This is a genomic window from Pedobacter sp., from assembly GCF_965279535.1.
Taxonomy (GTDB): domain Bacteria; phylum Bacteroidota; class Bacteroidia; order Sphingobacteriales; family Sphingobacteriaceae; genus Pedobacter.
Genome location: NZ_OZ257244.1, coordinates 1,302,261 through 1,326,553 on the forward strand (window position 1 = coordinate 1,302,261; position 24,293 = coordinate 1,326,553).

A 24,293-nucleotide genomic window follows, 5' to 3' on the forward strand; every position below is an offset into this window, starting at 1 on the left:
CAAAATTTTATATTTATCAACTCTTACCAGTCTAACCGATGAATATTAAATTTAGAATCCTCCTTGCTTTCGTAGCGCTAGTTTCGCTTGCCGCAACAACTGTAATTCCCCAAAAGATTGAAACGCGTGGCATTAAACGAGTTCGCAGCTATTCCATAGATACACCTGAACAAGACCGTTTTATGAAAACTACATTGATTCAGGGAGAATTCACCGAACCCACAGAAATGGCTGTACTACCCAATCTGGATATTCTTGTTGCCCAGCGAAGAGGAGAAATATTAATCTATAAAAATCAAACTAAAAAATTAATACAAGCCGGCAAACTTAATGTTTATTTTAAAACCAGTAACCCGGATGTAAACGCAGAGGAAGGATTATTGGGTATGGCCGCAGACCCTAAATTTGCCACCAACAACTATATTTACCTTTTCTATAGTCCTTTTGACAAATCAGTAAACCGGTTATCCCGCTTCAAACTAATTAACAACCAGGTCATTGCTGCATCAGAAAAAATCGTACTCGAGTTCTATTCTCAACGCGAGATCTGTTGCCATACAGGTGGATCCATTGCCTTTGGATCTGACAACCTGCTTTATGTATCTACCGGAGATAATTCTACACCATTTGATGTACCCAAAAAAGAATTTGTAAACAAAGGTTATGCACCATTAGATAACAGAGAGGGACTTCAACAATATGATGCAAGAAGATCTGCAGGGAACACCAATGATTTAAGGGGTAAAATTCTTAGGATTAAAGTAAATGAAGATGGCACATACAGTATTCCTGACGGAAATCTCTTTAGTAAAAACGATCCTAAAAGCCGACCTGAAATTTATGTAATGGGCAACCGCAATCCTTATCGAATCTCTGTAGATCAGAAAAATAATTTCCTGTATTGGGGAGAAGTGGGCCCGGATGCGACAAACGATGATCCGCTCAGAGGTCCCCGGGGATACGACGAAGTTAATCAGGCACGCAAAGCCGGAAATTTTGGCTGGCCTTTCTTTATCGGGAATAATTATCCCTATCGGGCTTACGATTATACCACCGGAACAAATGGAGAGCCTTTTCTCTCCACAGGTGCAACCAATAACTCGCCAAACAACACGGGGCTCAATACCCTCCCTCCTGCGCAGCCTGCCTTCATCTGGTATCCATATGGAGAATCCAAAGAGTTTCCACAAGTTGGTGCTGGGGGCAGAACTGCAATGGCTGGCCCGGTGTATTATCCAAAAGGAAATAACCAGCCCTATCCTGCCTATTATAATGGAAAACTGATTATTTATGAATGGGTAAGAGGTTGGGTTAAAGCCGTTACCCTATCACCAGAAGGGGATTATCTGAGCATGGAGCCGTTTTTAGCTAAAGTTGATCTCGCAGCCCCTATCGATATGGAAGAGGGTCCAGATGGAAAATTATACATTTTAGAATATGGTAAAGGTTGGTTTACTAAAAATCCAGACGCAGCGATCACAAGAATAGATTATTTAAAAGGCAACCGTCCGCCGGTTATAACGCTTTTGGATATCACCAAAACCAGCGGCATGCTTCCATATAAAATGACTGCGAAAGTTAACGCTAAAGACCCTGACGGTGATGCTTTAACCTATGTTTGGAGCCTTGGAAAAGGAATAACTAAAACCACCACAGCACCTGCCTTACAATATACCTTTAGCAAAGCAGGAGAATATCCTGTAAATGTCAAAGTAATAGACAAAAGCAAGGCAGCAGCCAAGAGCAATACCATTACTGTATTTGCTGGTAATGAGCACCCTTCAGTAGAAATCATGCTATCGGGCAACAAGAGTTTCTATTTCCCCGGCAAACCCGTTGACTATAAGGTTTTAATCAATGATAAAGGCGCAAAGGTTAACAATAGCCGGGCTTATATTTCCAGCAGTTATACGGAAGGAACTGATTTGGCAGGAGCTCAGCTTGGCCACCAACAAGCTACACAGATGATGATTGGTAAAACCTTAATGCTTAAATCTGATTGCAGTACTTGCCATAAAGAATCTGCTATATCGATCGGACCATCTTTTGATAAAATTGCCTTAAAATATAAAAATGATGGTAAAGCTGTAGATTATCTGGCTTCTAAAATAATTAGTGGCAGCCAGGGTATTTGGGGTGAAGTGCCTATGCCCGCACATGCAACAATGAAAGAAGCCGATGTTAAAAAAATTACAGAATGGATCATGACGCTGAGCGCCAAAAAAGCATTACCTCATTCATTACCGGTTAATGGTAAAGTTGTGCCACCTGCTAATATTGAAAAAAAGAAAACTGTATTAACACTCAAAGCGAGTTATACCGATGCAGGCTCAGCCGGACTCAGACCGCTTACCACTACTAACTTAATTAACCTGCAAAACAGTGAGATTGAAGCAAGTGATATGAAGCATTTCTCTGGTTTTGAGAAAAAAGATTTGCACGGTGGAGAGAAGTTGATCCTGAAAAAAGACAATGGCTGGATAGCACTTAAAAATATTGATTTAACCGGAATATCGAGTTTTGTATTTTCTTATGCGAGTTTGGAAGAAGGAACAGATGGAGAAATGGAAATCAGATTGGATAGCCTCGATGGAGCAATAATCAGTAAATCGACACTACGAAAAAGCAGCCCGATTAACCTCATTATAGATGGAAAACTGCATGCCCTTTATTTTATTTTTAAATCCATCAAAGCAAAGGATAGTAAAAGCTGGCCAGTGATAAAGTCTTTAACGGTATTGCCCAAATGATCCCGCTGGTCTGTGGCGCACAGACCAGTTATATTTTCGATCCTCATTGTGTTCCATGGTCTGTGGCTCAGAGACCGGCCCACATAATAAACCAATCCCAATTGGAAAACCATGACCTGTCACCTACAGACCAGCAAATAAAAAGTAATATCTTTGCGCAAAATTGAAAATTTACATGCAACACATCAAAAATATTATCTTCGATTACGGCAATGTTATATTCGAAATAGATTTTAAAATTACCCAAAATGCCTTTGCACAATTGGGGATTACTGATATCGAAAACTTCTTTGCCCACAAAGGCCATAACCACTTGTTCGACGATTTTGAAACTGGTGCAATCTCACCTGAGGAATTTAGAGCTGGTATTAGAAAAGCAGCGAACAAACCCGAGCTTACTGATGAACAAATAGACAAGGCCTGGAACAGTTTGCTTATCGGTACCATGCAAGAAAATCACGACTTATTATTAAAAGTTAAAGCGAAATACCGTACTTTTTTACTGAGCAACAACAACGAAATTCACTATAACTGGATTATTGAATATCTGAAAACTACTTTTAAGATCAATAATTACGACGATTACTTTGAAAAGGCCTATTTCTCTCAACACATGAAATTGCGCAAGCCAAATACCAATATTTTTGAACAGGTGCTTAAAGAAAATAATCTTAATCCAGCTGAGACACTTTTTATTGATGACAGCCCGCAACACATTGAAGGCGCAAAAAAGGTTGGTCTAAACACTTTATTAATGACTGAAAAACCCGATCAGCTGGAAAGTGTACTAAAATCAAACGGAATTATTTAAATTTAAGTTATGCAAGAGAAGAAATATAAATCACTAAAAGAATTTTATCCGTTTTATTTAAGTGAGCATAGCAATACAACATCCAGAGTGCTGCATTTTATCGGAACAGGCCTGGTATTATTGGCTTTCTTTACCGGTTTCTTATTTCACGACTGGCGCTTCTTTCTGGCTATGCCTGTTTTGGGCTATGGTTTCGCCTGGGTAGGCCATTTCTTCTTCGAAAAAAATAAGCCCGCTACTTTTCAGTATCCGGGCTATAGCTTAGCAAGCGATTTTATCTTGTTTTATGATCTGTTAACCGGCAAGCAGTCCTTCAAGGTTTAACTCCTGGCAATGAACTGCCGCTTTGAATATCTAAGTGAAAAATGATGGGTGCTTTGCTGAAAAACTCCTGCCTCAAAACGCCCAACTCCAAACTTATCAAATCGCTCGCCTCTTCAACTCCCTTTGAATCAATCCTAACTCTCTTCCCGTTTGTCCGGCAACAGAGGTGTTTTCTTGGGCACGTCTGAATAAATAAGGCATTACTGCTTTTATTGGCCCATAGGGCACGTACTTAGCTACGTTATAGTTGGAATCGGCCAGGTTAAAACTCAGGTTATCACTCATACCTAATAATTGAGCAAAGTAAACATGTGGATGATTATGAGGAATATTCTTCTCATCCAAAAGATAGGTTAATAACCTGCTGCTCTCCTCGTTATGTGTTCCAGCAACAATGGCAATTTCTTCTATGTGATCAACGCAATAACGTAAAGATTCATCATAATCGCGGTCAGAGGCTGCTTTATCTGGTTGTATTGGTGAAGGATATCCCATTTCTTCAGCACGTTTACGTTCCTTTTCCATATAAGCCCCTCTAACCATTTTAACGCCTAAAATGAAACCAGCAGCTTTGGCAATCAGGTGATCGGCTTTCATATCTGCCAGTTTATCATGGCGGTACATCTGGTAAGTATTGTAAACAATGATGCGCTCCTGATTAAATTTACGCATCATATCTAAAGCCAGTTCATCAATGGTATCCTGAATCCAGGTTTCCTCGGCATCTATCATAATGGGAACGCCTTTATCGAAAGCCGTACGGCAGATTTTCTCACAACGTGCTTTCACCTTATCAAATTCTGCTTGCTCCGAATCGGATAAAACCGCTTTCGCATCTATTTTTTGCAACAAGGCAAATCGACCGATACCAGTAATTTTGAAAACCGTAATTGGGATTTTCACATCCCCATCCGCACGTAGAATGGTACGTATAATCTCTTCACAAGTCTCATCAAATACCTGTTCTTCTTCCTCCCCCTCAACCGAGTAATCTAAAATTGTACCAACACCACCTTTGTGCAACTGAGCAATCGCATGATCACATTCTGCAATCGTTTCACCGCCACAAAACTGCTGAAAAATAGTGGCTTTAATCGCTCCCTGAATGGGAAGGCCGATATTCAGAAAAAAATTGGTTATTGGAGGACCTACTTTAGTGAGAAAATTGCTTCCTATCATTTTAAAAAGCCAGTAAGCTTTTTTCAGTTCTGCATTACTTTTTTGACGAAAAGCTACTTCCGTATTATCGAAATTCGGTTGTTTATTGGGGGATAAATCCATTTGTTTATTTGAATAAGTCAGATTGGTGCAAAATTATAAAAAGCATTGATTGTTAAAAGCCTAATCGATTAAATAAATTGTATTTTTGCATCACAAATGATACAATTTAAACTCGAAGGTGAATTTATTCCATTAATCCAGTTATTAAAAGCTACTGGATTGGTTGGCAGTGGTGGCGATGCCCAAACTGTTGTAACCGAAGGATTGGTAAAATATAATGGCGAAGTAGATTATCGCAAACGTTTGAAGGTTCGTGTTGGAGATATTATTACTTTTGCCGAACATAAAATCGAAATCATTTAATGGAGCCCCTAACCAGCGCAGGCCATACGCTTTATTTCGAAAGCGGTTTAGAAGCCTTAAAAAACTTAATCGAAAGCCATAAATACAGTAAAGTATTTGTACTTACAGACGAGCACACCAGCGAAGTTTGTTTGCCTGTTTTCCAATCTTTTCTGGATGATTTTCAGGAATTCGACCTCATTGAAACTGCCGCAGGCGAAGAAAACAAAAATATCGACTTCTGCATTGGCATTTGGAAAACGCTTCTGGATTTTGAAGCTGACCGTAAAAGCTTAATGATCAATCTTGGTGGTGGCGTTATTACCGATATGGGTGGTTTTATTGCTTCTACTTATAAACGTGGAATTGATTTTGTTAATGTACCAACAACCCTGCTTTCTCAGGTTGATGCATCTGTAGGCGGTAAAACAGGAATTGATGTGGATACCGTAAAAAATATGGTAGGTACTTTTACGCTTCCACAAATGGTGTTTATTGAAACTGAGTTTTTAAAAACCCTGCCCAAGAGAGAGCTTTTATCTGGCTTTGCCGAAATGATTAAGCATGGTTTAATCGCCGACAAAGCTTATTATGAGCGCTTAAAAACTACAGATTACCTTAACCCTGCTGCAGCAGACATCTACCGCTCTGTGGAGATCAAAAACGACGTCGTTACGATTGATCCACATGAAAAAAACCTGCGTAAGATTTTAAATTTCGGGCATACCATTGGGCATGCAGTAGAAAGTTATTCACTGGCCAACGATGAGCATCCTTTAACACATGGTGAGGCAATTGCCATTGGTTTCATCTGTGAAGCAGCATTATCTATTAAGAACAGTACCCTCACTCAAGCAGAACTTAAAGATATTAGTGAATATATTTTATCGTTATACCCTAAATATCATATCCAAAAAGAAAGTTTCGACAGTCTTTTGGAATTGATGAAGAGCGATAAAAAAAATGAAGATGGTAACATATTATTTTCACTTTTAGAAAGTAATGGTAAATGCACGTTTAACTGCCGTGTAGCTACCGCAGATATTTTGAGCAGTTTGGAATATTACAACAGTTTATAAAAAAATGAGTCTTAGTTTTTCAAGTAGCGACATTTCTGTTGGTGCCTTGTTTGGCTTTGTAATTGTGCTTACCATCGTGGAGATGTACTTCAGCTATCAACACGATAAAAAACTATACACCAAAAAAGATACCTGGACCAACATTTACCTCATGACTTGTGCGGTAGTGATTAACCTGGGAATGAAAACCGCAACCTTCTTTCTATTAGATTATTGTTATCAATTCAGGCTGTTTCAGATTCAAAATATCTGGATATACTGGATTGTACTGGTACTTGCTCAGGATTTCCTTTACTGGTTTTTACATACTGTAGGTCATTACGTTCGTTTTTTTTGGGCGATGCACGTAACGCACCATTCGTCAGAGCACTTTAACTTAACAACAGGTTTCCGCTCAACTGTGTTTGAACCGCTTTACCGGGTATTCTTCTATTTGCCACTTGCATTTATGGGTTTTACCGCCATGGATATTTTATTTGCTTATCTGGTTACACAAATTTACGGTAACCTGGTGCATACACAGGAAGTAGGAAAATTACACCCCTGGTTCGAATATATATTCGTTACCCCTTCTCATCACCGCGTTCACCACGCCAGTAATGTACGTTACCTGGATAAAAACATGGGTATGGTGCTAATTCTTTGGGATAGATGGTTTGGAACCTTTCAGGAAGAATTACCGGAAGATGCTATTAAATATGGCTTGACCACTCAACCCAAAGACACGGGGCCTGTAAACATTATTTTTCACGAATTTATTGCATTAAAAGCTGATGTACAAAAAGCACCAACTTTTATGGATAAACTGAAATACATTTTTAATCCGCCAGGCTGGAGCCATGATGGAAGTACCAAAATAGCTAAAGTGATGCAGCAAGAACTTCGTGAAGCAGAAGAGCAGAATAGATCAGAACACTTCAACGAAAATCATTCCAAATTAAGTTCTGCCATTTGAAAATAATACTCAATCCCTTGATGATAAAAGCTTCAGGGGATTTGTTTTTGTAGACCCCAAGCATTTTAACAAAAAATTTCTCAAGCCCAATTGAAATCAAAAAAACGATTCTCTAACCTTAACAGAAGATATTTAAACCCGATACGCAAACGGTTGTTTTGAAAAAAAATTAAATTTTGTTTAAAAAATTTTCAATTCCCTATTGACAAATAAAATTTTGTTAGTACATTTGGTCAATTCAAAAAAAGAAATGAAACAATTTAGCACATATTACTTTGGTTACTTTTACTATTTTAGTGAGAGCCGGGGCTAATATGCAAAAAGATATATAACAATATTAAAATGTATAAAAAAGTCCCGGCCAACAGCCGGGACTTTTTTGTTTTAACACAAAAATGGAAACAAAAAAGCGAGTAGCGATTCAAGGTATTAAGGCCTCTTTTCATGAAGAAGCAGCATACAAATTCTTCGGCAAGGAGATTGACACTATTGAGTGTAACTCTTTCAAAGAAACCTGCGACAGATTGGAAAAAAATGAAGCCGATTTTGTGGTCATGGCCATTGAAAATTCTATTGCAGGTAGTCTGTTACCAAACTATACGCTAATTCGTGATTATGGTTTTGCAGTAGTGGGCGAAGTTTATCTTCCCATTCAGTTACACTTAATGGCACTTCCTGGTGTTAAATTTGAGGATATCAAAATCGTAACCTCCCACCCTATTGCTATCCGTCAGTGTATTGATTTCTTTTATGATTATCCACATATCAAAATCGTAGAAAGCAACGATACTGCGGCTTGTGCCAAACGTATACAGGAGGAAAAACTAACCGACACCATGGCTATTGCAAACACTTTAGCTGCAGAACTTTACGGATTAAACATATTGGAACGCCGGGTAGAATCAAACAAGAAAAATTACACCCGCTTCTTGATCCTTAAAAAAGATAAAACAGACGAAGGCAAGAAAATAAACAAAGCCTCTATCTGTTTCCAGGTTGGCCACAAAGCAGGTTCATTGGCTACTGTATTAAATGTTTTTGCAGAGCAAGAAGTTAGCTTAACCAAAATTCAATCGATGCCGGTATTAGGTAAGAGAAATGAATACTATTTCTATGTTGACTTAGAATGGCCAAGCACAGAAAAGTATGATAAAGCAGTAAGAAAAGCTTTAAAATATACTTCAAACTTTAACATACTCGGTGAGTATCAGAAGAATGACAAGGTATAAAATCGATAATTGCTGAATTGATCCAAAACACAATTAACAAATGAAGTGGCTAGACCGTTAAACAAAAAAAGGTCCTTGCCAACATAACAAATTAACAGAACATTAAAATATTACACCCCCCATATCATGAAACTAAATTTAAACATTCAACCGCTAAACACTTGGTTAAACACAAACAACGAACCGTTGTTGATTTCTGGCCCATGCAGTGCAGAAACTGAAGAACAATTATTAACTACAGCTCATTTATTGGCTAATACAGGTAAAGTATCTGTTTTAAGAGCAGGTATCTGGAAACCACGTACCCGTCCGGGAGAATTCGAAGGTATCGGAAGCATTGGTTTAGAGTGGTTAAAGCGTGCAAAAGCAGAAACTGGTTTACCTACAGCTGTTGAAGTGGCAAATGCAAAACACGTGGAAGAGGCTTTAGCTGCTGGCGTAGATATTCTTTGGATTGGTGCGCGTTCTACAGTAAATCCTTTCACGGTACAGGAAATTGCGGATGCTTTAAAAGGCCATGATATTCCAGTATTAATCAAAAACCCGGTTAACCCTGACCTTCAATTATGGATTGGCGCGATTGAGCGTATCAATGGTGCAGGAATTACCAAAATTGGAGCTATCCACCGCGGCTTCTCATCTTTCGAAAAGAGCTCTTTCCGTAACGAGCCAATGTGGGAAATGGCTATTCAATTGAAAACTTTATGCCCTGATTTACCAATCATTAACGATCCAAGTCACATTTGCGGTAACCGCGAACTGATCCCTTACATTGCTCAAAAAGCGTTAGACTTAGACATGCAAGGATTAATGATCGAATCTCATGTAGATCCTTCAGTGGCATGGACTGATGCTAAACAACAAGTAACCCCTGCTGCTTTAGCAGAATTGGTAGATCGCTTAACTGTGCGTGAACCAGAAGCTCCAAATGCAGCTTTCGCAGATAAGTTAGCCGACTTACGTAAGCAAATTGATAAAATTGATGACGTATTGTTGCAAAAACTAGGTGAGCGTATGTCTATCGTAGAAAAAATCGGCGAATACAAACGCGATAACCAGGTAACTATTCTCCAGGTTAACCGTTGGGATGCGATTATCCAAAAAGGACACGCTTTTGCCAAAGCATTAAAATTAGATTTAAACTTTACTGAGAAATTCTTAGAATTGGTTCACGGTGAATCTATCCGTAAGCAAACTGAAATTATGAATGCCGGTAAAGCAGAAAAAGGCATCGCTGCAGAACAACATACAGAAGTTAAAGCGTAAGCCTTAGACCAGAACCACCAAGGGTCTATATAAACTACCGTACAGTGTTGAATAGCAATGTTTGACACTGTACATTTAAGAATAAAACAGCATAAAATGTCGAAAAACGCCTTAGTTTCTTTCAAAGGAAATAAGAATATTAACACGGAAATCCAATTAACCGGATCAAAAAGCGAATGCAACAGAGCCCTTATTATAAGCGCTTTAAGCAAAAAACTAGTTCAAGTAGAAAATCTCTCCAACGCTGCAGACACCGTTACTTTGAACGGTATCCTCAACAAACTGGGCGTTGAGAATAATGAATCGGGACAAAATACCAAACTCCAGACAAATAACTCGGAACTGGTAGATGTTGGTCCGGCAGGAACAGCTATGCGGTTTTTATCTGCTTATCTTTCAGCAAAGAATGGCAACTTTTTGTTAACCGGAACAGAGCGGATGAAACAACGCCCGATTGGTATTTTAGCGGAGGCATTGAAAACTTTAGGTGCCGACATCTCTTACACAGAAAATGAGGGATTTCCTCCATTAAATATTATCGGCCCATTAAACCAGAAAACTGAAAAAGTTAGCATCAAAGGTGACGTAAGTAGTCAGTATATCTCTGCGTTGTTGATGATCGCTCCTATCCTTCCACAAGGTTTGGTATTAGAAATTGAAGGTGAATTAACCTCCAAACCCTATGTAGATATGACTTTGGATATGTTGAGCTCGGTAGGTATTGAACACCATTGGGCAGGCAATTCTATAAGCATAAAACCACAAACATTTAAACCAGCAACTCTGGTAGTGGAACCCGATTGGAGTGCTGCTTCTTATTGGTATAGCATTGCTGCTTTAGCTGATGAGGCAAAAATTAGTTTGCCCGCATTAAAAGAAAAAAGTCTTCAGGGAGATAGCCAGATCCAAAAGATTATGGAAATCTTCGGGATCCAAACCAGTAAAACTGCAACCGGTATCTCAATTCAATCCAATGAAAAAGCGAGTGATGCCCCAGCAGTATTGGATTTAAAAACCTGCCCTGATTTAGCACAAACCATAGTGGTAATTGCTGCTGCTTTAGGCAAAAATATGGCGTTTACGGGTTTAGAAACGCTAAAAATTAAGGAAACCGATAGAATAGCAGCATTGCAAAACGAACTGGCTAAAATAGGCGTAACTTTAACAGAAAATAATCTGGTATATACCTTAAACTGTGATAAGCTTCATTTTCCCGATAAAATTACCATCGCCACATATGAAGATCACCGCATGGCCATGGCTTTTGCCCCTTTAGCACTTTTGGTTAAGGAAGTAGAAATTGAAGAAATGCAGGTTGTAGAAAAATCTTATCCTTATTTTTGGGAAGATTTGAAAAAAGCTGGCTTTGAAGTAACCACATTATAACATTCACTCATTCTCTCATTCAATCACTCAGTCATTCAATCATTCATTCAACAATTATCATAAAACATGGCAGGTAATTCTTTTGGTCAACTTTTCCGCATCACAACCTTCGGCGAATCTCATGGTGTAGCCATCGGCGTAATTATTGATGGTTGTCCGGCACAATTAGACATCGATTTAGCATTTATTCAATCAGAATTAGATAAACGTCGTCCGGGACAATCTAAAATTACCACCCAAAGAAAAGAGAGCGATACCGTTCAGATTTTATCAGGTGTTTTTGAAGGAAAAAGTACAGGAACACCGATTGCATTGTTAATTCCGAATGAAGACCAGCGATCGAAAGATTATGGACATAATATAGATGTATACCGCCCCAGCCATGCCGATTATGTTTATGACGCGAAATACGGCATCAGGGATCACCGAGGAGGTGGACGCTCATCTGCGCGGGAAACCGCAGCGAGAGTTGCTGCAGGTGCAATAGCCAAACTATTTTTAAAACAACAGGGGATTGAAGTTTTTGCTCATGTTACAGCTGTGGGAAAAATTGAAGCACCTAACCTGGAAAGCAATGATTTGGATGCACTTCTTCAAATCAGGGAGGAGAATATAGTGCGATGTGCTGACCCGGCAACGGCTCATGAAATGATTGAATTTATTGATTCGGTGAGAAAAGATGGCGATACTGTTGGCGGCAAAATAAGCTGTGTGGTTAAAGGTTGTCCGGCGGGTTTGGGAGAACCAGTTTTTGATAAGCTTCATGCTGATTTAGGAAAAGCGATGCTGAGTATCAATGCTGTACATGGTTTCGAATATGGTTCGGGCTTTGCCGGAAGCGAACTTCGGGGATCAGAGCACAACGATATTCCGCAGCCGAAAGCCGCAGATGCAAAAGTATTTAAAACCATTACCAACCATGCAGGCGGTATATTAGGCGGAATTTCCAACGGAATGGATATTACGTTTAAAGTAGCGTTTAAACCTGTAGCCACCATTATGCATAACCAACAAACCATTAATGCTGCCGGCGAAGCTGCAGAAATTAAAGGTAAAGGACGACATGATCCTTGTGTAGTACCAAGAGCAGTAGTTATTGTTGAAGCTATGGCCGCTTTAGTATTGGCAGATCAATTCCTCCGCAATAAAGTAAGCATTGTTTAATATTTTATGAGACACTTTTTGATTCTTTTCCTGTTTATCAGCCTAAGTGCAACTGCTCAGGATTATCAGGCAAAAATAGCCGCCCATCGCGAAGCTTATAAACAAGATTTTGTTACGGACGGCCATTCTCCTTTGAAAGAAAATGACCTGAAAAATTTGCATTTTTTTGATCCTGATAGTTCATATCGTATAATGGCTCAGGTAGAAGTTTTGAAGCATGAGAAAGTGTTTAAAATGCCTACTGTTGATGGCAGCAGTCAGGAATATTACCGTTACGCAAAAATTAAATTTACGATACAGGGGCAGGCTATCCAGATGACTCTTTTTAAAAGCACAGCCTTGTCAAAAAACCCTAAGTATAAAGATTACCTTTTCCTTCCTTTTACAGACGAAACAAACAGCACAGAAACCTATGGTGGTGGACGATACATTGATCTGGATCTGAAAGATATCAGGAATGAGATGTTAGAATTAGATTTCAATAAAGCTTACAACCCCTATTGCGCCTACAGTGCCGGATATCGTTGTCCGGTTCCGCCGGCAGAAAATGATCTCCCTTTGGCCATAAAAGCAGGTGAAATGAAGTATTCTGGTGAGAAAAAGCATTAATCGTAGTATAACTTATACATTTTAAAGCGTTTTATTTTTATTCCCAATCAAAAAAGATTAATATTGAATATTATTAAAGAATATTCATTTATACCGGTGTACTATAAATAATTCTATTTCCCCTAAATTATGTATAGTTGTTTAATTGTTGACGACAATGAAATTGAAAGAGATGCTATTGAAATGCACCTCAAAAAAATACCATTGCTCGATATTGTATCCGTTTGTTCAAGCGGTATAGAGGCATTAAAAGTGCTCTCTGAAAAACAAGTTGATATTGTTTTTTCTGATATTGATATGCCTGAATTATCGGGTACCGGCCTCCTCAAAAGCCTAAAAAATCAACCCACTTTTATATTTATCACTTCGCACAGCCATTACGCTGTTGAAAGTTTCGACTTAGATGCTATAGATTTTCTGGTTAAGCCAGCAACATTTGAAAGATTACTAAAGGCCGTTAATAAGGCTATAGAATATATCGAACTTAAGAAAAATTCGAAGAGTTTTTTGGAGCAGGATCAAAAAGTTTCGAAAGAACAGGAAGGTGATTTCTTTTATTTCAGGGAAACCAAAGGCATTACTAAACTCAGATATGATGATGTGATTTACATTGAGAGTATGGGCGATTTTTCGAAACTCTTTACGGTAGATGATAAACACATTATCCTGGTAAGTTTAAAAAATCTGGAGAAACAACTTCCACAAAACATCTTTGCGCGGGTACATAAGCAATATATCATTAATATCAATCATATTTCGACCATTACCAACCACGAAATCCACTTAGAGCATAACTTTACTGTGCCCATAAGTGCGGGCAACAGGCAGGAATTGATGGAAAGATCTATTGATAAGAAAATATTATCCAGATTTACCAAAAATTAGATCGAATTAGCTTTCCTTACTTAGTTCAATAATAAAAACTGATCCCTGAGGAGAATTAGATTCTACTGTAATTTTTCCATCCATTAAGCCTACAAAGGTCCTGCATAATAATAACCCTAAACCTGTTCCTTTCTCTCTGTTGGTTCCTAATGTAGTTACCCCGGCGCCCAAATGCCCTACATGGTTAAAGTGATTAATCTGTTTAGCAGTTAAGCCCAACCCTGTATCTGCTATTTTAATCTGCAAGCGGTTATCTGCTTCATTAGCAGTAATATTTATATTGCCGCCTTGAGGTGTAAATTTGATGGCATTACTTACCAAATTACGTAAAACAAGCGAGAGCATATTACTATCTGTTTTACCATAAATGTGTTCTGGCATTTGATTGTGTATGTTTACTCCCTTCTCATCGGCAGCACTTTGCAAGGCTTGTTGGATTTCCTTTAATAAAGCAGAAACGTCAATTTGTTCTAAATATGGATTAAAACCTTGCATTTGACTTGCTGCCCAATTGAGCAAATTCTCCATCATTGTTGAGGTATAGGCCAGGTTATGCTTTAAAGATGCTGCATAGCGGTTTAATTTCTCCTGCTCTATATTCCCTGCTTCTAGCAATTGAATAAACGAAATTAATGAATTGATAGGCACGCGCATGTCATGGCTCACGGCACTGAAGATCCTGTCTTTTACCCTACTTAATTGTTCCAGTTCGCGTTTTTGGTGATTGATGATTTTATTTAACCGGTTTGTTTTCCGTTGATTAAAAAAGATCAGTAATGCTGCTAGTAGAATTAAGGTAATGGCTATCGTTAAAAAGATCTTTATTTTCCAGTCAAATTTAATCTGCTGCTCTTGTTTACTGATTTGCTTATCCCGCAAGGAAGTTTCATACCGGGCCTGCATTTTGGCACGTTCAAATTTTCCGGCCTGAATTTCACGTTCGATTTCCAGGTCTGCCTGTTTTTTTAAGAACGTTAACCTTTGAAGGCTTCGTTCTTTATCACTTAATGCAAGTTGTTGTTTTTTCAGGATTAGTTCCTGCTGCTGCCGTTGTGCGAGTAACACCTGACGTTGCAATTCACCATCGGTTAATCTCTGGTGTAATAAGAAATCACGTTCTTTCACACCAAAATCCAGCTGCATCTGTCGTCGCGTAACCTCTTTCTCTTTGTCTTCATTAAAAATCCGGTCGCGAACATTGATATACTTTTTATAAAAAAACAGCGATTTATTATAATCCCTTTCCTTTTCATAAATATCACTTAGTGCAAGGGCCGAATTCCGCTCTAAATCCAGGGCGTTATTCTCCTGCGCAACCCTTAAACTATTGTTTAACAACACTATAGCATTACCAAAATCGCCTTCCTCCCTATAAAAATTACCCAATGCATACAAACTGGCAGCGTATTCATTTTTATCATCTTCCTGTTTACTCAAATCTACAGACTTGAGATAGGAGTTTAAAGCAAATTCTTTAGAACCTAATTCGTTATACACATTGCCAATACTCCTCATGTTAGAAGCCACAATTTTATGATTTTCTAATGCTTCTGCTGTTTTAAGTGATTTACTAAAATGATCAAGCGCCAGCCTCAGTTTATCATTTGACCTTATATTCATTTTAGCCAGCTCTGCAGCACTTGCTTCAAGGTAATTCCTCCCAATCATGTGATGAACCAGGGCTGCTTCACTACTCTGCTCATCTTTTTTATTAAAAAGTTTCAGGGCCATTTTTAAATAAACGAGTGCCTGACTCTGCTGCCCCAAATCCTGATAAATATCAGAAATGTTGGTATAGCACCTGGCCCTATCACGCTCATTATTTGTTTTCTCATAAATGGCCAGTGCCTTTTGATTGGCTTCCAGTGCCTTTGCATAATCCGGTATACTCGCATACAGCTTACCCAGATCGATATATGTGCCGCCAATCCTATTCAGATTATTAACAGCAGCATATTCGTTTATGGCCATTAGATAATTTTCTTCCGCCTTTTGATGGTTGCTATTGCCATGATAAAATGCGGCTCTTCTGTAGTATGCGGTAGCTGAAAATTTCTTCTGATCAATTTTCTGTGCTAAATCAATTGCTTTATCTGTGAATTCTTCAACTTTATCCTCATTGTTCATATAGATATACTGTCGTGAAAGTTCAAGCAGAATTTTGACTTTGGTAGAGTCGTTACGTTGAATTTTCTGGTTGACAGACAATAAGCTATCCAGCCTCATTTGTGGACTTAGGCTCTGGCTAAATGCCTGAGCGGAAAATAGCAGTATCCAAATCATGATGATCCATGTTTGGCTGCAAATAATTAGGAAAATTTTTTTAAGGAGGCGTCTATCCATAGTGTTACGTAAGTAAATAAATTACATCACAGTATCGGAATGGTAAATTATAGACTTTTACGTTCGGTAAAATTCTAATCATATAATGGTTGTTTGGGAGATGATTGATAAAGATAAGATAAATCTATTTAAGATAGAACCGTTTTTATACCACAAGTTTTATCCACTATCAAATAAATATCTAAAAATCAGAAAGTCCGAATCTTTAACAGATTTGGACTTTCATTACAGCATTTAAAAAGCTTATTTTAAAACAATGCCGGAAATTTTTGTGGATTTGCCTCGTGCATCATCTGATAAATCACTTCAATTACATCATCAACAGATGGTTTGCTAAAATAATCCCCATCTGAGCCAAAAGGTGGCCGATGGGCCTTTGCCGATAGGGTTTTCGGTTGTGCATCCAAATGGAAGTAGCCCTGTTGTTCTTCTACTACCTTTTGTAAAATATAAGCCGATGCACCGCCTGGTACATCTTCATCTACAACTAAAAGTTTATTGGTTTTTTTCAAGGAGCTTACACAGAGGTGTCCGGTATCAAAAGGCAATAAAGTTTGAGGATCAATAATTTCTACCGAAATGCCAAAAGCCGCTAACTCTTCAGCAGCTTCCTGAACAATTCTTAATGTCGAACCGTAGGAAACTACAGTGATATCAGAACCTGTTTCCAGTACTTCTGCTTTACCCAAAGGAACTGTAAATTCGCCAACATTGGTGGGTAATTTTTCTTTCAGGCGATAACCATTTAAGCATTCAATTACTACGGCAGGCTCATCGGCTCTAAAAAGTGTATTGTACATGCCTGCAGCCTGAGTCATATTTCGCGGAACACAAAGGTGCATACCCCTCAATGATCCTAAAAGCATACTAATTGGCGATCCGGAATGCCAGATTCCTTCCAAACGATGACCCCTTGTCCGCACAATCATTGGTGCTTTCTGAATTCCTTTCGTACGATATGATAAAGAAGCCAGATCATCACTCAATACATTTAAAGCGAAGATAAGGTAATCTAAGTATTGAATTTCGGCAATGGGTTTCAGTCCGCGAAGCGCCAAACCAATTCCCTGTCCCATAATCGTCATTTCACGAATTCCGGTATCGGTAACGCGCAATTCACCATATTTCGCCTGCAAACCTGCAAAACCCTGATTTACATCACCAATATTCCCTAAATCTTCACCAAAAGCAACTAAACGTGGATCTCTGGCAAAGTTTTCGTTAAAACAAGCGTTGAGTACTTCACGGCCATCTACCATTTTAGAAAGCTCATCATAATTTGCAGGAACCACTTCTATCATATCAGGGCTTTCCATGGTATCCGAGTGAAGCTTAGCACTGTAACGCTCAAAATTTAAATCCTGCTGTTTTTTATACCAACCTAAAAGGGCATTGCGTTCTTCTGATTCGAACTGAACTGAAAGTCTTAAAGCTTTTCTGGCTGAAGAATAAACCTCCCTACGCTGGGCATCGGCAATTGAAGCTAACTGAGCAGCAATTTTAGTCAGTTCTGGCTGATATTTAGCCATAGCAGTGATGTATTCTACCGCTTGTTTCTGCTCGGGCTTGATACCTTCTAAAAATTCGTTCCAGGCTTCTTTTTGTGCCTCACGAACGACTGCTTTTGCAGCTTTTTCTATATCATTAATTTCTTCTTCTGTGGCGATAGCTGATTCCAGCATCCATTCACGCATTTTTTTTATGCAGTCGTGATCATTTTCCCACTGTAGCCTTTCCCTGGATTTATATCGTTCATGAGAACCGGAAGAAGAATGCCCTTGTGGCTGAGTAAGTCCGGTAACATGAATTAAAACGGGAACATGCTCATCTCTGCATACTTGTATAGCTTTTTCGTAAACTTCACATAATGCAGGATAATCCCAGCCTTTTACTTTATAAATTTCATAACCTGCTGATTGTGCATCCCGCTGAAAGCCTTTTAAGACTTCAGAAATATCTTCCTTGGTGGTTTGATATTTTGCCGGTACAGAAATACCATAGTCATCATCCCAGATAGAGATGGCCATAGGAATCTGTAAAACGCCAGCTGCATTAATGGATTCAAAAAATACACCTTCGGATGTAGATGCATTACCGATGGTACCAAAAGCAACTTCGTTCCCATTTACTGAAAAGTTTTTAAGATATTCTAAATCTTTATTCTGCCTGTAAAGTTTTGAAGCATAAGCCAAACCAACTAACCTGGCCATTTGCCCTCCGGTTGGTGAAATATCAGAAGAAGAGTTTTTAATCTGTGTTAAATCATTCCAGCTGCCATCTTCATTGATTGATTTGGTAGCAAAATGACTGTTCATTTGTCGGCCACTCGAAAAAGGATCAGCCCCAGCCGTAGGATTAGCATACAACTGAGCAAAAAATTCTTTAAGGGTGGATATTCCTGTGGCAAAAGCAAAAGTTTGATCGCGGTAATAGCCTGATCTCCAGTCGCCATTCTTAAAAGCTTTAGCCATTGCGATTTGCGGAACTTCCTTTCCATCGCCAAAAATGCCAAACTTAGCCTTGCCCGTTAACACCTCTCTGCGGCCTAAAATACTGGCCTGCCTACTTTCGCAGGCAATCTTGTAATCGTTGATTACAATTGATTTAAAGTCGTTAAAACTTAATTCAGAAGTATCAATAGCGTTGGTTATAAGTTTTCCATTTTGCATTATAATCAAATATTGGTTGTGGCAAATATATACAAAATAAAAAGTTTGCCTTTATCCTACTATGTAAAATTATATATGGATTAAGAATTTATAATTGGAATAGTTTTTGTTTTAATTAATAAACGTATAAATTTGTTTTATAAAGTTTAAAACAATTTTCAAAATTATAACATGAAAAAGATCTTAGTATTATTCGCTTTTGTTTTAGGTTTTGGTGTTGCTGCAAATGCACAAGCTAAACCTGCTGAATTTAAATTTGAAGCTGAAACCCATGACTTTGGAAAAATCCCTATGGGAAAACCTGTTACTTATGAGTTTAAATACACTAACGTAGGTGAGCAGCCATTAATTATTACTAAAGCTGAAGGAAGCTGTGGTTGTACAGTACCTAAATATACTTCTACACCATTAAAAAAAGGTGAAACAGGTGTTATTTCTGTAACTTTTAATGCAGCAGCTGGCCCATCGCCATTTTCTAAAACGGTAACTGTAACTTCAAATGCTAAAACACCGGTTAAAGTGCTTTATATCAAAGGTGAAACTGTAACCGCCCCTGCTTCAAAGTAATTTTTTTTCTATAAACATGAAAAGTCCCGATTTTCATCGGGACTTTTTTATTTTTGTGCCATGCCAAAAATTTCACAAAAAGGCCTGCAGATGCCTGCATCGCCAATCAGAAAGTTAACGCCATTTGCTGATCAAGCTAAAAAAGATGGCAAAAAAGTTTTCCACCTTAATATTGGTCAGCCCGACATTGAAACCCCGGAGGGAATGTTAAATGCCATTAAAAACATTGATTTTAATGTTTGGGCATACACACCTTCTGAAGGTACATTGGCCTATCGCCAAAAACTTACCGAATACTACAATAAACTGGGCTATAATATTACACCAGAAAACATCCTGGTAACTGTGGGTGGTTCTGAAGCCATCACCATAGCCATGCAAACCTGTGTAAATGAAGGAGATGAGATCATTATCCCTGAACCTTTTTACGCTAATTACAATGGTTTTGCCTGCATGAGTAATGTGGTGGTTAAACCTATCCTTTCTTACATTGAAAATGGCTTTGCCCTGCCTCCTATTGCTGAATTTGAAAAACTGATTACAGACAAAACGAAAGCAATAATTATTTGCAATCCGAATAATCCGACAGGATATTTATATTCTAAAGAAGAGTTAGAAGCTTTAAAATCATTGTGCTTGAAGTATGATTTATTCCTTTTCTCTGATGAGGCATACCGTGAGTTTTGTTATGATGGACGCGAGTTTATCTCGCCAATGCACTTAGCTGGTTTAGATGAAAATGTAATCATTATGGATACCGTTTCTAAACGTTACAGTGCCTGTGGTGCACGTTTAGGTTGCTTAATTACCAAGAATAAGGAAGTTATCTCATCGGGATTAAAGTTTGCGCAAGCGAGGCTTAGCCCGGGGATGGTAGAACAGATTGCGGGGGCTGCAGCTGTAGATACTCCTGACAGTTATTTTGAGCAAGTGAATACAGAATATACCCTACGTAGGGATACGCTGGTAAACCGCCTGAATAATATTGATGGCGTATTTTGTCCGAACCCTGGAGGTGCATTTTATGTGGTAGCTAAATTCCCGATTGACGATGCAGATAAATTCTGTCAGTGGATACTGGAATCATTTGAACACCAAAACCAAACGGTAATGATGGCACCTGCAACAGGTTTCTATTCTACTGCAGGTTCTGGTAAAAATGAAGTTCGTATGGCCTACGTTTTAAATGTAGCTGATTTAAATGCTGCTATGGATTGTTTGGAAATTGCTTTACAGCAGTATCCTGGGAGAACTATTTAGTTGATAAGCTGGCGAAGCAACCTAAACTCCAAACTGTTTAGCTGGTGAGGTGATGAGTTGGTGAGCTTGCGGGCGGTTCTGAACTCCGAACTCTAAACTCCAAACTATTAAGACGGTGAGCGGGCGGCTCTACCTGATACAAAATATTGGCTTAAAATTTGTATATTTGCATTCTGGTTTTGTACTTGACAAGTGAAAACTGTTAATTGCAAACTAATAACTGGGGCCGTTCTGGATTTGACAGGGTGGCGAAGGTTATATTAGCATGCAGTGCGTTGTACGGAGAGCACTTTAAAGAGAACGTTCAAAACAATAACTGGCGAAAATAACTACGCCTTAGCTGCCTAATTTAGAATTAGCATAGCTTTTGTCTCTCTAACTGCTGCACCGTTAGGTTAGAATCAGGGGCATCGATATAACAGTGCTGGCTTTAAGCAGGTGCGACTTAAAGTGAGATCAAGCATCTAAGGATAAAAATTAGGTCGGTTTTCAGCCCGTTTTTATCTCGAAAATCAATTGAAAAATAAGCATGTAGAAGATATAATTTATCTCACAACTGGACAAGGGTTCGAACCCCTTCGGCTCCACCAGTTTTAAACAACGGGCGACAATTACAAACAGTAATGTCGCCCGTTTCTATTTAAAAAGGGTTTCCTTTATTTTTTTGTTTTTAATTGTTTGCCATTGTTGCAAACTAGTTTACACCAAATAAACACCAACAAAAAACACTGTTTACACCATACAAGTAAGTTTGAAATTAATATTCTATGTCCATAAAACATATGCGGACGCAAGTCATCCTATTATTTTACAATATATAATTGACCGGAAAATCAAACCTAAAGACATAGCCAAGTGCCTCGAGGAACATTGGGATAAAAAAAATCGACTAAATTCAAAAGCTCCAAACGCTCTTAGAATTAACCATTATTAATACCGCATACATGGAATATACCATTAAAAAATACAGAGTTAACAGATCCATCTTTTAGCGGTTACAGAAGATTATCGGGAAAATATCGACAACCGTTTCCTTGTAGTTTTGCATGCCAAACTGATTTTTATTGATTTTTGTGTATTTGTGTACAGGCCATTTTGTAAATTACACAAATATCCAGTAATATAATCCCGACAGTATGAGGTACGCTTTTTTTCTCATTCTTTTTTTTTCCTTCAGTGTCAGTGCCCAAAAGGTAGACGTGTTGCTGATTGGTGTCTCACATAATTATGGTAACTATCCGGAACAGGATTTTTCTGGCATCTACACCAAAATAAAAAAATTCAAACCAACTGCATTTTTCGGCGAATTTCTAAGCAAAAAGGATGAGCAGAATGTTATGGACTATTGGTGTAAAAAGGAAAATCTCATGCGTCTGGAAATCCTTAAAAAAAACAGAGACATAGCTGAAGATGCACTGCCAAGAACAATAGACAGCTTGAAAAAACTGGTAATCGACAACCCGAAAGATTATCGGCTGAAAACAGATCTTGCCCATGCCCATTATCTAAATCAGGATGTCGCAAATGGCCATTATCAATTTTGGCAGGTGTTTGATTACCTTCAAAAATCGCCCGACGTTGAACTTGAAGACTATGTTAATAAAATACTCAGCCCAAAACTGGATACCGTAGGGCGAAGTATGAAAAGATTAAAAACCTCAGAATATGCTTTTATTGCATTTCCAATGATGCAGGAACTAAAAATCGAGGAATTGATTGCCATGGACTGCCAGGATTATGACTTAAATTGGGGCGCCTCATGGGGGGCTTTCGATGCAAAGTTCAATGTATTCAAAAAAGATACTGCAGCGGTGTTCAGGAATGAACTGAAAGCTAATTTAAATGTTATCCAAAAAGGGTTCGAAAAGTATGATGGTATAGAGAAAAATTCAAAAAATGTTACTGAATGGCTAAATACCGACGAAGCTGCCAGGATTTCGGCTTCGGGAGATTTTTATCTGTCGGAAATGTATACCATGAAAAATTTCCCCAAAGAAGAAATGCTTTCAAAAATCCACTGGTGGATGATGAGAAATAAAGCAATGTGCGACAATGTAGTCAATCAGGCCAGGGCCCGGGGGGCAAAACAAGTAGTTGTTCTTGCAGGAGCTAACCACAGAAAGTATATGCAGGATCTTTTCGAGAAAATGCCGGATGTAACCGTCAGGAATATAAACGAGTTTAAATAACCATAGGCAGATCCGCAGGAGCGCCTTGCATTTCGAATTGCATGTGAACCTAATTATGCCTTGGAGAAGAGCTTTTTGTTCGGAAATATAAATTCAGGACATTGAGATTCGAAAAATAGACCACCAGTTTATCGCAGACTACGAATTCTTTTTAAGGGCAACCCAAAAATGTAAGGATAATTCTGCCCTCAAATATTAGAGCAGAAAACACAGTCCGGTCTCGCATGGTCAATGCCAAAACAGAGATAAAGAAAGTACAATCAATCTGTATTAACGCAGATAAGCATTGGGAACATTATTAAGCGAGTAGCTGATAGCATACGCTGAATGAAGCATCTTGCAAACAATGTCCATAATTGTTTTTTCATCCCGATGCATCTGTGGAAGCAGACCCATCATGGCATAGCTAATTGGATTGACTGCTGGAATAAGCGTTTCCCAGGGATAGCCTTTACCCCATATAATACCCGGAATAGTGATTTGAAGATTTGCGGATTGAGAAAGTAAATAATGAAACATATCTAAAGATTGATTAGCATTTTGATTAACGGTATGAAATATAGGTGTTTGCCCGCCAAATCCCCATTCATCAACCCCAGCAGCGGCATTTATATCGGCGCCATATTCAACCAGCAGTTTTGCACAGGAAAAATGATTGAATTCCGCACAAATGTGTAGTAAGCTCACCTCAAATAACGGCGTATAAGCACATCGTAAGGAATACCGGTCGTCAACCAATTCAGGGCGCTTGATAAGCTCATCTTGCAGCGCTTCGGTGTTATTGGAAAGCACAGCCAAGAATGCCTCGTCATCAAATTTTAGCCCGGCTACAATAAATGCTTTTACACAATCTTTAAACCTGTTGCTCCGTGTATATTCGCTGGTTAATTCATCTATAAGTGGCTTTCCATTGTAGAGATCATTCGGGTTAATACCGTTTGAGAAACAGTCTTCAATTCCGCTTACCGAATGGCATTCAATATCACCAAGCAATTTTTGCAAATAATCCATTTTCATCAGTTTAAAGTATGAAATCTACTCACATAGCAATCAACGCTTATATTAAAGGTACTACTTTGTTTGTTTTACCTCATTATATTTTGGTGAATGATCAGCGGAAAATACAAGACGACGTTTTTTCTCATACGAACTGAAAAGGAAATTCAGTGAATAATTATATACCTGGTCGAAAGCGTCAACCCCCGTTAAACCGGGAATATAGCAAAAAGCAGGACTGTTATCTC

20 protein-coding genes and 1 other RNA gene are annotated in these 24,293 nt (G+C 38.5%); 17 read left to right on the plus strand and 4 right to left on the minus strand.

Going from position 1 to position 24,293, the window contains the following annotated elements:
* Positions 1-38 precede the first annotated feature (38 nt).
* The 3 genes from ACQY77_RS05100 (at position 39) to ACQY77_RS05110 (ending at position 3,885) form a co-directional block, all read left to right on the plus strand.
* Positions 39-2,750, plus strand: coding sequence for a PQQ-dependent sugar dehydrogenase (locus ACQY77_RS05100; protein ID WP_421939064.1), 2,712 nt, complete (start codon positions 39-41; stop codon positions 2,748-2,750).
* Between the two features lie 175 nt (positions 2,751-2,925).
* Positions 2,926-3,561 carry an HAD family hydrolase gene (locus ACQY77_RS05105; protein WP_421939063.1) on the plus strand — a complete coding sequence of 212 codons (636 nt, stop codon included), beginning with the start codon at positions 2,926-2,928 and terminating at the stop codon, positions 3,559-3,561.
* A 9-nt stretch (positions 3,562-3,570) separates the two neighbouring features.
* A complete protein-coding gene (locus tag ACQY77_RS05110) occupies positions 3,571-3,885 on the plus strand; it encodes an Mpo1-like protein (RefSeq protein WP_421939062.1) in 315 nt (104 codons plus the stop codon).
* Between the two features lie 96 nt (positions 3,886-3,981).
* Here the strand turns inward: ACQY77_RS05110 and ACQY77_RS05115 are convergent, their stop codons facing one another.
* Positions 3,982-5,166 (minus strand): proline dehydrogenase family protein, encoded by a 1,185-nt coding sequence (locus ACQY77_RS05115; protein WP_421939061.1) that lies wholly within the window; start codon positions 5,164-5,166, stop codon positions 3,982-3,984.
* A gap of 96 nt (positions 5,167-5,262) precedes the next feature.
* Between ACQY77_RS05115 and ACQY77_RS05120 the strand changes: the two genes are divergently transcribed.
* The 9 genes from ACQY77_RS05120 (at position 5,263) to ACQY77_RS05160 (ending at position 14,021) form a co-directional block, all read left to right on the plus strand.
* Positions 5,263-5,469, plus strand: coding sequence for an RNA-binding S4 domain-containing protein (locus ACQY77_RS05120; protein WP_090883686.1), 207 nt, complete (start codon positions 5,263-5,265; stop codon positions 5,467-5,469).
* Entirely contained in the window at positions 5,469-6,527 is a 1,059-nt protein-coding gene (aroB, locus tag ACQY77_RS05125; RefSeq protein ID WP_421939060.1) for a 3-dehydroquinate synthase, read from the plus strand. Before ACQY77_RS05120 ends, aroB begins: the two co-directional genes overlap by 1 nt.
* A gap of 4 nt (positions 6,528-6,531) precedes the next feature.
* Complete coding sequence (locus tag ACQY77_RS05130) at positions 6,532-7,482, plus strand: sterol desaturase family protein (protein ID WP_421939059.1); 951 nt, start codon at positions 6,532-6,534, stop codon at positions 7,480-7,482.
* 395 nt (positions 7,483-7,877) lie between these two features.
* Entirely contained in the window at positions 7,878-8,711 is an 834-nt protein-coding gene (locus tag ACQY77_RS05135) for a prephenate dehydratase (RefSeq protein ID WP_421939058.1), read from the plus strand.
* 126 nt (positions 8,712-8,837) lie between these two features.
* Positions 8,838-9,977 (plus strand): chorismate mutase, encoded by a 1,140-nt coding sequence (locus ACQY77_RS05140; RefSeq protein WP_421939057.1) that lies wholly within the window; start codon positions 8,838-8,840, stop codon positions 9,975-9,977.
* Positions 9,978-10,073: 96 nt separating this feature from the next.
* Positions 10,074-11,363, plus strand: coding sequence for a 3-phosphoshikimate 1-carboxyvinyltransferase (gene aroA, locus ACQY77_RS05145; RefSeq protein ID WP_421939056.1), 1,290 nt, complete (start codon positions 10,074-10,076; stop codon positions 11,361-11,363).
* Between the two features lie 66 nt (positions 11,364-11,429).
* Positions 11,430-12,527 carry a chorismate synthase gene (gene aroC / locus ACQY77_RS05150; protein WP_421939055.1) on the plus strand — a complete coding sequence of 366 codons (1,098 nt, stop codon included), beginning with the start codon at positions 11,430-11,432 and terminating at the stop codon, positions 12,525-12,527.
* Positions 12,528-12,533: 6 nt separating this feature from the next.
* Positions 12,534-13,136, plus strand: coding sequence for a DUF1684 domain-containing protein (locus ACQY77_RS05155; RefSeq protein WP_421939054.1), 603 nt, complete (start codon positions 12,534-12,536; stop codon positions 13,134-13,136).
* A 129-nt stretch (positions 13,137-13,265) separates the two neighbouring features.
* Positions 13,266-14,021, plus strand: coding sequence for a LytR/AlgR family response regulator transcription factor (locus ACQY77_RS05160; RefSeq protein WP_421939053.1), 756 nt, complete (start codon positions 13,266-13,268; stop codon positions 14,019-14,021).
* 6 nt (positions 14,022-14,027) lie between these two features.
* Here ACQY77_RS05160 and ACQY77_RS05165 read toward each other — a convergent pair whose 3' ends face one another.
* Together ACQY77_RS05165 and ACQY77_RS05170 are read right to left on the minus strand one after the other, a co-directional pair.
* On the minus strand, positions 14,028-16,304 hold the full coding sequence (locus ACQY77_RS05165; RefSeq protein ID WP_421939052.1) for a tetratricopeptide repeat protein: 2,277 nt from the start codon (positions 16,302-16,304) through the stop codon (positions 14,028-14,030).
* A gap of 308 nt (positions 16,305-16,612) precedes the next feature.
* Entirely contained in the window at positions 16,613-19,033 is a 2,421-nt protein-coding gene (locus ACQY77_RS05170) for an alpha-ketoacid dehydrogenase subunit alpha/beta (protein WP_421939051.1), read from the minus strand.
* Positions 19,034-19,204: 171 nt separating this feature from the next.
* Here ACQY77_RS05170 and ACQY77_RS05175 point away from each other — a divergent pair, with 171 nt between their 5' ends.
* The 5 genes from ACQY77_RS05175 to ACQY77_RS05195 all read left to right on the plus strand — a co-directional run bounded on the left by ACQY77_RS05175 (position 19,205) and on the right by ACQY77_RS05195 (position 23,248).
* Positions 19,205-19,600 (plus strand): DUF1573 domain-containing protein, encoded by a 396-nt coding sequence (locus ACQY77_RS05175; protein WP_421939050.1) that lies wholly within the window; start codon positions 19,205-19,207, stop codon positions 19,598-19,600.
* A 60-nt stretch (positions 19,601-19,660) separates the two neighbouring features.
* Positions 19,661-20,860: a pyridoxal phosphate-dependent aminotransferase gene (locus tag ACQY77_RS05180; RefSeq protein WP_421939049.1), complete on the plus strand. Its 1,200-nt coding sequence runs from the start codon at positions 19,661-19,663 to the stop codon at positions 20,858-20,860.
* A 222-nt stretch (positions 20,861-21,082) separates the two neighbouring features.
* Positions 21,083-21,450: a transfer-messenger RNA gene (gene ssrA, locus ACQY77_RS05185) on the plus strand.
* Positions 21,451-21,996: 546 nt separating this feature from the next.
* Positions 21,997-23,049, plus strand: a complete 1,053-nt coding sequence (locus ACQY77_RS05190) for a DUF5694 domain-containing protein (RefSeq protein WP_421939048.1) — start codon at positions 21,997-21,999, stop codon at positions 23,047-23,049.
* A 106-nt stretch (positions 23,050-23,155) separates the two neighbouring features.
* Entirely contained in the window at positions 23,156-23,248 is a 93-nt protein-coding gene (locus ACQY77_RS05195) for a hypothetical protein (RefSeq protein ID WP_428430141.1), read from the plus strand.
* A gap of 71 nt (positions 23,249-23,319) precedes the next feature.
* Here the strand turns inward: ACQY77_RS05195 and ACQY77_RS05200 are convergent, their stop codons facing one another.
* Positions 23,320-24,060: an ankyrin repeat domain-containing protein gene (locus tag ACQY77_RS05200; protein ID WP_421939047.1), complete on the minus strand. Its 741-nt coding sequence runs from the start codon at positions 24,058-24,060 to the stop codon at positions 23,320-23,322.
* Positions 24,061-24,293: the final 233 nt, after the last annotated feature.

Coding starts and splice junctions, on each gene's coding strand:
- ACQY77_RS05100 (WP_421939064.1), top strand. CDS start 39: ATGAATATTAAATTTAGAATCCTCCTTGCTTTCGTAGCGCTAGTTTCG.
- ACQY77_RS05105 (WP_421939063.1), top strand. CDS start 2,926: ATGCAACACATCAAAAATATTATCTTCGATTACGGCAATGTTATATTC.
- ACQY77_RS05110 (WP_421939062.1), top strand. CDS start 3,571: ATGCAAGAGAAGAAATATAAATCACTAAAAGAATTTTATCCGTTTTAT.
- ACQY77_RS05115 (WP_421939061.1), bottom strand. CDS start 5,166: ATGGATTTATCCCCCAATAAACAACCGAATTTCGATAATACGGAAGTA.
- ACQY77_RS05120 (WP_090883686.1), top strand. CDS start 5,263: ATGATACAATTTAAACTCGAAGGTGAATTTATTCCATTAATCCAGTTA.
- aroB (WP_421939060.1), top strand. CDS start 5,469: ATGGAGCCCCTAACCAGCGCAGGCCATACGCTTTATTTCGAAAGCGGT.
- ACQY77_RS05130 (WP_421939059.1), top strand. CDS start 6,532: ATGAGTCTTAGTTTTTCAAGTAGCGACATTTCTGTTGGTGCCTTGTTT.
- ACQY77_RS05135 (WP_421939058.1), top strand. CDS start 7,878: ATGGAAACAAAAAAGCGAGTAGCGATTCAAGGTATTAAGGCCTCTTTT.
- ACQY77_RS05140 (WP_421939057.1), top strand. CDS start 8,838: ATGAAACTAAATTTAAACATTCAACCGCTAAACACTTGGTTAAACACA.
- aroA (WP_421939056.1), top strand. CDS start 10,074: ATGTCGAAAAACGCCTTAGTTTCTTTCAAAGGAAATAAGAATATTAAC.
- aroC (WP_421939055.1), top strand. CDS start 11,430: ATGGCAGGTAATTCTTTTGGTCAACTTTTCCGCATCACAACCTTCGGC.
- ACQY77_RS05155 (WP_421939054.1), top strand. CDS start 12,534: ATGAGACACTTTTTGATTCTTTTCCTGTTTATCAGCCTAAGTGCAACT.
- ACQY77_RS05160 (WP_421939053.1), top strand. CDS start 13,266: ATGTATAGTTGTTTAATTGTTGACGACAATGAAATTGAAAGAGATGCT.
- ACQY77_RS05165 (WP_421939052.1), bottom strand. CDS start 16,304: ATGATTTGGATACTGCTATTTTCCGCTCAGGCATTTAGCCAGAGCCTA.
- ACQY77_RS05170 (WP_421939051.1), bottom strand. CDS start 19,033: ATGCAAAATGGAAAACTTATAACCAACGCTATTGATACTTCTGAATTA.
- ACQY77_RS05175 (WP_421939050.1), top strand. CDS start 19,205: ATGAAAAAGATCTTAGTATTATTCGCTTTTGTTTTAGGTTTTGGTGTT.
- ACQY77_RS05180 (WP_421939049.1), top strand. CDS start 19,661: ATGCCAAAAATTTCACAAAAAGGCCTGCAGATGCCTGCATCGCCAATC.
- ACQY77_RS05190 (WP_421939048.1), top strand. CDS start 21,997: ATGAGGTACGCTTTTTTTCTCATTCTTTTTTTTTCCTTCAGTGTCAGT.
- ACQY77_RS05200 (WP_421939047.1), bottom strand. CDS start 24,060: ATGGATTATTTGCAAAAATTGCTTGGTGATATTGAATGCCATTCGGTA.